Here is an 8,128-nt window from a genome sequence, read left to right as displayed (position 1 = left end):
GTTTTCGGGCCGCTCCGTTATTGCGCGAGGGGGTTCCCCCATGGGCCGCGGCCGGGCTAAGGCAAAGCAGACCAAGGTTGCCCGAGAGCTGAAATACAGTTCTCCGCAAACCGACTTCGAGCGGCTCCGACAAGAGCTGAGTGCGGGTGAGGGCCCCGCCGGCACCTCGAGCAACGGATTCGACGACTCCTACGACGACGAGGACGAGTGGCGGCGCTGATCGCCGGAGCGCCCTAGAACCGCGGGTGCTGACCCACCAGTTTCGCCCGGGGGCCGTCGCTGCCTCTCGTCGGAGCCTTGCCGACGCTGCCGAGCACCCAGCAGTCCAGATGCCGCGCGGTCAGCACCGCCAGGGCCCGGTCGGTGTCCTCCGGCGCGACCAGCGCGACCATGCCGACGCCCATGTTGAAGGTCTTCTCCATCTCCGCGCGCTCGACCCGGCCACGCTGGGCGATGAGCCCGAACACCGGCGCCGGGGTCCAGCTTCCGCGGTCGAGGTCGGCGACCAGACCGTGCGGGATGACCCGTTCGAGGTTCCCGGCCAGGCCGCCGCCGGTGACGTGGCAGAAAGTCCGGACCTGGGTCTCGGCCGCCAGCGCCAGGCAGTCCCTGGCATAGATCCGGGTCGGCTCGAGCAGTTCCTCGCCAAGGCTGCGACCGAACTCCTCGACGTGCCCGGACAGGCTCATCCGGTCGATCTCCAGCAGGACCTTGCGCGCCAGCGAGTAGCCGTTGGAATGCAGCCCGGAGGACCCCATCGCGATGACCACGTCACCGGGCCGGACCCGGTCCGGCCCGAGCAGGTCGTCGGCCTCGACCACGCCGACGCCGGTGGCGGAGATGTCGTAGTGGTCCGGCTCCATCAGCCCGGGATGCTCGGCGGTCTCCCCGCCCAGCAGCGCACAGCCGGCGATCACGCAGCCCTCGGCGATCCCGGAGACGATCGCGCTGATCCGTTCCGGGACGGTGCGCCCGACGGCGATGTAGTCCTGCAGGAACAACGGCTCGGCGCCGCAGACCACCAGGTCGTCGACGACCATCGCCACCAGGTCGAGCCCGACGGTGTGGTGGACGTCCATCGCCTGGGCGACGGCGAGCTTGGTGCCGACGCCGTCGGTGGAGGAGGCCAGGATCGGTTCCCGGTAGCCGCCGCGCAGCGCGAACAAACCGGCGAACCCGCCGAGGCCGCCGCGAACCTCGGGTCTGGTGGCCCGACTGGCCAGCGGCTTGAGGAGTTCGACGGCCCGGTCCCCGGCTTCGATGTCGACCCCGGCGGACGCGTAGGAGACGCGGGAACCCGCTCCCCCGCGCTCATTCCCGGACGACTCGACAGACATCGGCGATAAGGCTACTCGTCGCCGGCCGTGCTCAGCGTCGGCGACCGCTCGACTCGATCAACCAGTTCCGCAGCCAGGGCGAAAGCCGAGGTCGCCGCCGGTGAGGGGGCGTTGCGGACGTGGGCGACGCCGCCGTCCCGGGAGATGACGAAGTCGTCGACCAGCGAGCCGTCCCGCCCGACCGCCTGGGCGCGCACCCCGGCGTGGGAACTGCCGTCGAGGTCGGCCACCGACAGCGCCGGCATGTAGCGGGAGGCCGCCGCCACGAACGCCCGTCTGCTGGCGGCCATCCGGACCTCGTCGATGCCCACCCGCCAGTATCGCCGCGCCACCCGCCAGGTGCCCGGCCACGTCAGCGACTCCCAGGTGTCCCGGCCGTTGATCCGGCGCAGCAGGTAGCCGTCCCGCGCGGCCACCATCATCGCGGTCGGGCCCAGTGTGGCGTGACCGTCGATGTGCTTGGTGATGTGCACGCCCAGGAAGGGAAGCTCCGGGTTGGGAACCGGGTAGATCATGCCGTTGAGCCTGGGCGCGGTCGCCTTGAGACCGAGGTAGGCGCCGCGGAACGGCACGATCTGCGGGTCGCGAGCGGCTCCGGCGCGGCGGGCGAGCCGGTCGGCCCACAGACCGGCGCAGGCGATCACCGAGCGGGCGGTCAACGGCCCGTGCGCGGTGTTGACCACGGCCGGATCGCCCGGGTCGATCGACGTGACGGCCGTGCCGAATCGCACGCCGACGCCGCCGGCCTCGAGGTCGCCGACCAGTGCCCGCGCGACGGCCCCGTAGTCGACGATCCCGGTATTGGGTGCGTGGAGTGCCTGCAGCCCAACGGCATTGGGTTCGATGTCGCGGATCTCGCCGCCGCCGATCCGACGCAGCCCCGGAACGGAATTGGCGATGCCGCGGGCCTCGAGATCATTGAGGCGGGGCAGTTCCCCGGGTTCCAGGGCGACGATCAGCTTGCCGCAGCGCTGATAGGGAATGTTCCTGTCCTCGCAGTACTGGTACATCAGCCGCGCGCCCTCGACGCACAGCCTGGCCTTCATCGAACCGGGCTGGTAGTAGATCCCGCCGTGGATGACCCCGGAGTTGCGGCCGGTCTGGTGGCTCGCCGGCCCGCTCTCCTTCTCCAGCACCACGACACGGTCCGCCGGACGCCGGGAGATCCACTCCCGGGCCACGGCCAGTCCGACGATTCCGGCGCCGACCACCACCAGGTCGTGTGTGTCTCGAGCCACCGGTTCAGCCTACGTAACGGGCCAGCCAGTCGTTCAGTGGCGCCCCCGCCCGAAGCGTCGTCACCACCCGGTCCCTGGCTTTCGGGGTTCCCAGCCAGGCACCGACGGGCCAGCTCTTCATCATCGCAATGCCCTTGTGCCGCAACAGATCAATGCGGGGGTGGTCTTTGGAAACGCCCCGCGGTGCGGTCTTGAGCACGTCGTGGGCCATGGTCTGGTAGCCGCCGGCGTGCAGCGCCGCCACGATCGCGGCAAGCTCGGCGCCGGACTTGTCCCGGGTGACGGCGGTGCGGTAGCGCTGCAGCGCCGCCGCGTCGGGCATGTACAGCCCGCCGCCCGCGGACAGGCCGTCGGCGGAGAAGGACACGTATGCCTGGCCCGGGCCCTGGCCGAGAGTCGCCGCACAGGTGGTCTTGTAGGGCGCCTTGTCGGCACTGAACCGCACATCCCGGTAGGGACGGAACAGTTTCCCGGGACCGAACTCACCGGCCAGGTCGGCCAGCAGCTGCTCCATCGGGGCCCGCACGCACTCGTCGTAGACGGCTTTGTGCCGCTGCCAGTAGACCTTGGAGTTGTCGGCCTGCAGACCCTCGTAGAACTCGACCGCCTCGACCGGCCACCCTGTGAACGCCATGACCTGATTGTCACCTGCCGTCGTGGGTGATGCGACCGTCCATCATCGTCAGCACCACCGGCACCGCGTGGATCTCCTGCGGGTCGACCCGGAACAGGTCGGCGCCCAGGACGGTGAGATCGGCGGCCTTGCCGGCGGTGAGCGATCCGGTGCGTTGCTCCATCCGCAGCTGGTAGGCGCCGTTGACGGTGTAGCCGCGCAGCGCGTCGTGCAGACCGATGCGCTGTCGTGCCACCAGGGGCAGGTCGTCGGGATAGCCGGGTCGCTTGCGGGTGAGCAGAGCCTCGATCTGGATCAGCGGCGGGATCTCGGGGATGTCCACTCCGGGGATGTCGCTGCCGTAGGTCACCACCGCCCCCGAGCGCACCAGGTCGCCGTAGGGGAAGAGTCGCTCCTCCACCCGTTCGGCGCCCAGCATGCCGGTGTAGATGTCGCGGTACTGACCGTTGTAGTCGGTACCCCACAACGGTGTGCAGTTGGCGATGATGCCCATCGCCGCGTAGCGGGGTATGTCGGTGGGATCGAGCATCGAGTTGTGCGCCACCACATGACGGCGGCCCTCCCGGCCCCGGCGGCGCAGCACCTTCTCGTAGGCGTCGAGCACGACCCGCGCCGAGCCGTCCCCGTCGATGTGGATGTGCATGTCGAATCCGGCGGCCTGCACCGCCTCGATCTGTGCCTCGATGTGCTCGGGCGGGAACGTCATGGTGCCGAGGTCATCGGCGGCGTGCCCGCAGCACGGGGAGAGCAGCAGCGCCCCGCCGCTCATGAAGGTGCCGTCGGCCCACATCTTGCAGGTGTTGACCTGGACGTGATCGGAGCGCACCTCGGCGTGCCAGACCTTCAAGTCCTCGACGATGGCCGCCGGATCGTCGTTGGGAGTGCGGGTCCAGTACGACCCGGCCACCCGCAGCGGCAGGTGACCCGACTGGTCCTGAGCCACCAGGTCGTCGTAGATCCAGCGCGCGTCGGCGCTGGCGGGTCCCGCTGCGGCGCCGGCCTCGAAGTAGGCCGTCATACCCCACGACGGGGCGGGCTGCAGCGTCAGCTCCTGCACCGCGCGAATGTTCGCAGCCGAGAACAGGTCCTGGGCGATGATGATCGGCATGTAGGACGCCGCTTCGACGGCATGCCCGGTCGGGGTTCCGTCGGAATCGCGCACCCAGTACTGCGCTCCCGGGTCGGGGTCGGGGGTGTCGGGCCCGATGCCCGCCGCACGCATCGCCGTGGTGTTGAACCATATGTCGTGGGCGTCGGCGGAGAACAGGTACATCGGCCGGTCGCCGGTGATCTCGTCGAGCCACTCCCGTCGCGGCGAGCGCTCCTCGAAGGAGTCCGGCATCCAACCGTGGCCCCGTAGCGGCGCGCCGGCGGGCTGGACCGCCACCCAGTCGCGGACCGCCGCCAGCACCGCGTCGCGTCCGACGATGCCCGAAAGGTTGACTCCGAGCTTGCTGACGGCCATGGAGGCCAGGTGGTTGTGCGCGTCGATGAAACCGGGCAGGCACATCCGGCCGTCGAGGTCGATCAGTTCGGTTGCGGCGTCGGTGAAGTCGTCCGCGCCGTCGCGGGTGCCGACATGAACCAGATCGCTGCCGCGAACCACGACGGCCTGCGCCCAGGGCTGCGCGGGGTCGCCCGTCCAGATCGGGCCGCCGCTGAGAAGATAGGAGTTCACCACAACTGCACCGTAACCCTGTGCCACGCTGACCGACATGAGAGCACAGCACGTGGGTCTCACCGTCGCCGCTTTGCTTCTGGCGGGTGCGCCGCCGGTATCGGCGACCCCGTCGTCCGGGGTTTCCGTGGAGACGCTGTCCACGAACGTCGTCGACGGCGTGGAATACACCGTCACCCGCATCACCGTCGCCCCAGGCGGCGGCACCGGCTGGCACTACCACCCCGGTGATGTCTTCGGCTTCATCAGCGAGGGCACCATGACGCACTTCGACGGCCGTTGCGCCGTCGATGCGGTGTACGGCACCGGTGCGCCGGTCAAGGAGGGCGTCGGCCCGGCCTTCGTCCACAACGGCCGCAACGAGACGCCCCTGCCCCTGGTGATGGAGGTGGTCTACATCAACCCGGTGGGCGCACCCAAGTCGGTGGAGGTGCCCGCGCCGGCGGCCTGCCCGGTTTCCTGACGGGCCTGTGACGGCGGGCGCCCAGCGGCTGCGCCGCCGGCCCGCAGCGGGTTGAATGAGGGTCGACGATCGGAGGATTGCGTGGGGGCTGAGCAGCTTCGCTGCCTGGTGACAGGAGCGACCGGCTACATCGGTGGGCGCCTGGTTCCCAGGCTTCTGGAGAGCGGTTTCGCGGTGCGGGCGCTGGCCCGCAATCCCGACAAGCTCGCCGGTGTGCCCTGGCGCGACCGCATCGAGGTCGCCAGGGGCGACCTCGGCGATGCCGCCTCGCTGGAGGCCGCGTTCACCGACGTCGACATCGTGTACTACCTGGTGCATTCGATGGGCTTCGAAAAAGACTTCGCCGCCGAGGAGCGGCGCGCCGCCCAGAACGTGGTCAACGCCGCCCGCAAGGCGGGGGTGCGCCGGATCATCTACCTCAGCGGCCTGCACCCGGCGGGCACCGAACTGTCCACGCATCTGCAGTCCCGCACCACCGTCGGGGAGATCCTCATCGCCTCGGGCATCGAGACGGTCGTGCTGCAGGCCGGAGTGGTCGTCGGCTCCGGATCGGCGTCCTTCGAGATGGTCCGCCACCTCACCGACCGGTTGCCGGTGATGACCACACCGAAGTGGGTGCACAACAAGATCCAGCCGATCGCGATTCGCGACGTGCTCTACTACCTCGTCGCCGCTGCCACCTGCCCGGTGCCCAAATCGCGGGAATGGGACATCGGCGGTCCTGATGTCCTCGAGTACGGCGACATGATGCAGATCTACGCCCAGGTCGCCGGACTGCGGCCACGACGCATCCTGGTGCTACCCGTGCTCACTCCGCGCATCGCCTCGCTGTGGGTGGGGCTGGTCACCCCGATCCCGCCCGGGCTGGCCCGGCCGCTGGTGGAGTCGCTGCACTGCGACGCGGTGATGGACAACCACGACATCGACACGATCATCCCTCCCCCGGAGGGCGGTCTGACCCCCTACAAGAAGTCGGTCTCGCTGGCGCTGGCCCGCATCGCCCGCGGGGAGGTCGAGACCACCTGGAACACCGGCACCGCCGCGCAACTGCCCAACGACCCGGAGTGGGCCGGCGAGGTGGTCTACACCGACACCCGCTCGCGACACACCTCGGCGAGTCCGGAGAAACTCTGGAAGGCCGTCGAGAGCAGCCTGCCCGACCATTGGCAGGTCGAGGAACGCGAGCCCGGGCTGCTCAAGCTCCGCTCGGCCCGGCGGGGGCCCGGTGACCGCTGGCTGGAGATGCGCGTCACCCCGGAGGGCGGCGGAAGTCGCTACGAGCAGCGGGCCATCTTCTACCCGCGCGGACTGCTGGGCCGGGCGTACTGGTACGCCGGCCGGCCGTTGCAGGCGGTGGTGCTCGACCGGCGGGTGAAGAAGGTGACCTCGGCGGTCAGCTGAGCGCGCCGACGCCCGCGTCAGGGCCGGCTGAGCGCGGAGACGTTGTCGTTGTCCGCCTGGACCGCGGCGAGCATGTTCTCCACCACGTTCTTGCCCAGCGCGGTGGCCGTCGGCAACTCGATCGGGTACTCACCGTCGAAGCAGGCGCAGCACAGCCGGCTGGCGGGTTGTTCGGTGGCGGCGACCATGCCGTGCTGGGAGATGTAGCCGAGGGTGTCGGCCCCGATGGCCTGGCGCACCGACTCCAGCATCTCCGCGTCGTCGGTCTGATTGCCCGGCGCGTTGGCGATCAACTCGGCCGGGGTTGCGAAGTCGATACCGTAGAAGCACGGCCACTTCACCGGCGGTGAGGCGATGCGGACGTGGACCTCCACCGCGCCGGCCTCGCGCAGCATGCGGATCAGCGCGCGCTGGGTGTTGCCCCGCACGATCGAGTCGTCGACCACGATCAGCCGCTTGCCGCGGATGACCTCTTTGAGTGGATTGAGCTTGAGCCGGATGCCGAGTTGCCGGATGGTCTGCGACGGCTGGATGAAGGTGCGCCCCACATAGGCGTTCTTCATCAGACCCTGCCCGAACGGGATGCCGGACTCCTGGGCGTAGCCGACCGCCGCCGGGGTCCCGGATTCCGGCACACCGATCACCAGATCGGCTTCGACCGGCTTCTCCCGGGCCAGCCGCCGGCCGATGTCCACCCGGGCACCGTGCACCGAGCGGCCCGCGATCACGCTGTCCGGCCGGGCGAGGTAGACGTATTCGAAGACGCAGCCCTTCGGGGTGGGCGGCGCGAACCGCGTCGAGCGCACGCCGTCGGCATCGATGGCCAGCAGTTCGCCCGGTTCGATGTCGCGGACGAACGAGGCGCCGACGATGTCCAGCGCCGCGGTCTCCGACGCCACCACCCAGCCGCGGTCCAGCCGGCCCAGGGACAGCGGGCGAACTCCGAACGGGTCACGCGCGGCGTACAGGGTGGTCTCGTCCATGAACACCAGGCAGAAGGCGCCGCGCACGGTCGGCAGCAGTTCAAGAGCGGCCTGCTCGACGCTGGAGTCGGCCGCGCCGCCGGCCAGCAGTGCGCCGAGGATGTCGGAGTCGGTGGTGGCCGCACCGGGTGCGTTGTGGTTGATCAGCCCGGCCTTGCGGGCCCGGGCGGCCAGTTCGGTGGTGTTGACCAGATTGCCGTTGTGCCCCAGCGCCACCCCGGTGCCGGCGGCGGTGTTGCGAAAGACCGGCTGGGCGTTCTCCCAGGTGGTCGACCCCGTGGTCGAGTAGCGGCAGTGCCCGATGGCGACGTGGCCGGGCATGGCGCCCAGGGTCTGCTCGTCGAAGACCTGACTGACCAGGCCGAGGTCCTTGAACACCAGCACCTGCGATCCG

General features: G+C 70.0%; 8 protein-coding genes. 3 read left to right on the top strand and 5 right to left on the bottom strand.

What is annotated here, in order from left to right:
• Positions 1-40: 40 nt before the first annotated feature.
• Positions 41-220: a DUF3073 family protein gene (locus tag ACKOQ4_RS13555; RefSeq protein ID WP_526292671.1), complete on the top strand. Its 180-nt coding sequence runs from the start codon at positions 41-43 to the stop codon at positions 218-220.
• A gap of 13 nt (positions 221-233) precedes the next feature.
• Here the strand turns inward: ACKOQ4_RS13555 and purM are convergent, their stop codons facing one another.
• Genes purM through ACKOQ4_RS13535 form a run of 4 tightly spaced genes read right to left on the bottom strand, consistent with a single transcriptional unit; the run spans position 234 to position 4,887 of the window.
• Entirely contained in the window at positions 234-1,337 is a 1,104-nt protein-coding gene (gene purM / locus ACKOQ4_RS13550) for a phosphoribosylformylglycinamidine cyclo-ligase (RefSeq protein WP_526292669.1), read from the bottom strand.
• A gap of 11 nt (positions 1,338-1,348) precedes the next feature.
• Complete coding sequence (lhgD, locus tag ACKOQ4_RS13545) at positions 1,349-2,575, bottom strand: L-2-hydroxyglutarate dehydrogenase (RefSeq protein ID WP_526292667.1); 1,227 nt, start codon at positions 2,573-2,575, stop codon at positions 1,349-1,351.
• A gap of 4 nt (positions 2,576-2,579) precedes the next feature.
• The gene (locus tag ACKOQ4_RS13540; protein WP_526292665.1) at positions 2,580-3,209 is read right to left on the bottom strand and encodes a DUF2461 domain-containing protein; all 630 of its coding nucleotides are present in this window, start codon (positions 3,207-3,209) and stop codon (positions 2,580-2,582) included.
• A 10-nt stretch (positions 3,210-3,219) separates the two neighbouring features.
• Positions 3,220-4,887 carry an amidohydrolase gene (locus tag ACKOQ4_RS13535; protein ID WP_526292663.1) on the bottom strand — a complete coding sequence of 556 codons (1,668 nt, stop codon included), beginning with the start codon at positions 4,885-4,887 and terminating at the stop codon, positions 3,220-3,222.
• Positions 4,888-4,924: 37 nt separating this feature from the next.
• Between ACKOQ4_RS13535 and ACKOQ4_RS13530 the strand changes: the two genes are divergently transcribed.
• Both ACKOQ4_RS13530 and ACKOQ4_RS13525 read left to right on the top strand, forming a co-directional pair.
• Positions 4,925-5,350, top strand: a complete 426-nt coding sequence (locus tag ACKOQ4_RS13530; RefSeq protein WP_526292661.1) for a cupin domain-containing protein — start codon at positions 4,925-4,927, stop codon at positions 5,348-5,350.
• Positions 5,351-5,431: 81 nt separating this feature from the next.
• Positions 5,432-6,751: an NAD(P)H-binding protein gene (locus ACKOQ4_RS13525; protein ID WP_526292659.1), complete on the top strand. Its 1,320-nt coding sequence runs from the start codon at positions 5,432-5,434 to the stop codon at positions 6,749-6,751.
• A gap of 17 nt (positions 6,752-6,768) precedes the next feature.
• Here ACKOQ4_RS13525 and purF read toward each other — a convergent pair.
• Positions 6,769-8,128: amidophosphoribosyltransferase (purF, locus tag ACKOQ4_RS13520; protein ID WP_526292657.1), on the bottom strand; the 1,360-nt coding region annotated here is incomplete at its 5' end.

This window comes from Mycobacterium sp. (assembly GCF_046095365.1).
GTDB lineage: Bacteria > Actinomycetota > Actinomycetes > Mycobacteriales > Mycobacteriaceae > Mycobacterium.
This window is presented reverse-complemented; position numbering and strand designations above follow the sequence as displayed.